Genomic DNA, 1,860 nt, shown 5'->3' with positions numbered 1-1,860 from the left:
CCGTTGCTCGATACGGTACATAATCCTGCGGATCTTCGCAGACTCCCGGTGGCCCAGTTGCGGCAGCTTGCCGACGAACTGCGCGCGGAGACGATTTCCGCGGTTGGTACGACTGGCGGGCATCTTGGCTCGGGGTTGGGGGTGGTCGAGCTGACCGTCGCGATCCATTATGTGTTCGACACGCCGCGCGACCGGCTGGTGTGGGACGTTGGTCATCAATGCTATCCGCACAAGATCCTGACCGGACGGCGTGATCGGATTCGCACGTTGCGCATGGGTGGGGGGCTGTCAGGGTTCACCAAGCGCAGCGAGAGCGAATATGATCCGTTCGGCGCGGCGCACAGCTCGACTTCGATCTCCTCGGCGCTTGGCTTTGCGATTGCGAACAAGATCAAGGACGAGCCGGGCAAGGGGATCGCGGTGATCGGCGACGGCGCGATGAGCGCGGGCATGGCGTATGAAGCGATGAACAACGCGGCGCGCGCGGGCAACCGGCTGATCGTGATCCTCAACGACAATGACATGTCGATCGCGCCGCCGGTCGGCGGATTGTCGGCGTATCTGGCGCGGATGGTGTCGTCGAGCGAGTATCTGGGTCTCAGGAGCCTGGCCAAGAAGCTGACCCGCAAGCTGTCGCGCCGCGTCCATCAGGCGGCGGAAAAGGCCGAGGAGTTCGCGCGCGGCATGGCGACCGGCGGGACCTTGTTCGAGGAACTGGGCTTTTATTATGTCGGTCCGATCGACGGGCATAATCTCGATCACCTGATCCCGGTGCTGGAGAATGTCCGCGACGCGGCGGAAGGGCCGATCCTGGTCCATGTCGTGACCAAGAAGGGCAAGGGCTATGGCCCGGCCGAGGCGGCGGCGGACAAATATCACGGTGTGCAGAAGTTCGATGTGATCACCGGTGCCCAGGCCAAGGCGCCGCCCGGGCCGCCGGCGTACCAGAATGTCTTTGGCGACGCGCTGGTCGCAGCGGCCGCGAGCGACCCGCGCATCTGCGCGATCACCGCGGCGATGCCGTCGGGGACGGGGCTGGACAAGTTCGCGGCGGCCTATCCCGAGCGCTTCTTCGATGTCGGCATTGCCGAACAGCATGCGGTGACCTTTGCGGCGGGTCTCGCCGCGCAGGGTATGCGGCCCTTCTGCGCGATCTATTCGACGTTCCTGCAGCGCGCTTATGACCAGGTGGTGCACGATGTGGCGATCCAGAACCTGCCGGTGCGCTTTGCGATCGACCGTGCCGGGCTGGTCGGCGCCGATGGTGCGACGCATGCCGGCAGCTTCGATGTGACCTATCTTGCGACGCTGCCCAATTTTGTGGTGATGGCGGCAGCGGATGAGGCCGAACTGGTGCATATGACGCACACCTGCGCGATGCACGACAGCGGGCCGATCGCGGTGCGCTATCCGCGTGGCAACGGCACCGGGGTCGCGCTGCCCATGGTTCCGGAACTGCTCGAGATCGGCAAGGGCCGGATCGTGCGCGAGGGCAAGAAGGTGGCGATCCTGTCGCTCGGTACGCGCCTTGCGGAGGCGCTCAAGGCGGCCGATGCGCTTGATGCGAAGGGGCTGAGCACGACGGTTGCCGATCTGCGCTTCGCCAAGCCGCTCGACGAGGCGCTGATCCGCAAGCTGCTCACCACGCATGAGGTCGCGGTGACGATCGAGGAGGGCGCGGTCGGCGGTCTCGGCGCGCATGTGCTGACGCTCGCCAGCGATACCGGGTTGGTCGATGCCGGGCTCAAGATCCGCACCATGCGCCTGCCCGACATCTTCCAGGACCAGGACAAGCCCGATACCCAATATGCCGAAGCCGGCCTCGACGCCGACGCCATCGTCGATACCGTACTAAAGGCA

The 1,860-nt window shown here is 65.3% G+C and carries 1 protein-coding gene; it reads left to right on the top strand.

All coding sequences use genetic code 11. The features are described from left to right. A partial coding sequence (gene dxs / locus OO12_RS21010) for a 1-deoxy-D-xylulose-5-phosphate synthase (RefSeq protein ID WP_200887529.1) occupies nt 1-1,860 on the top strand: 1,860 nt, incomplete at both ends.

Origin of the sequence: Sphingomonas sp. ERG5, assembly GCF_000803065.1 — a bacterium.
GTDB lineage: Bacteria > Pseudomonadota > Alphaproteobacteria > Sphingomonadales > Sphingomonadaceae > Sphingomonas.
Note: the sequence above shows the minus strand (reverse complement) of the source record. Positions and strands in the feature narration are given on the sequence as shown.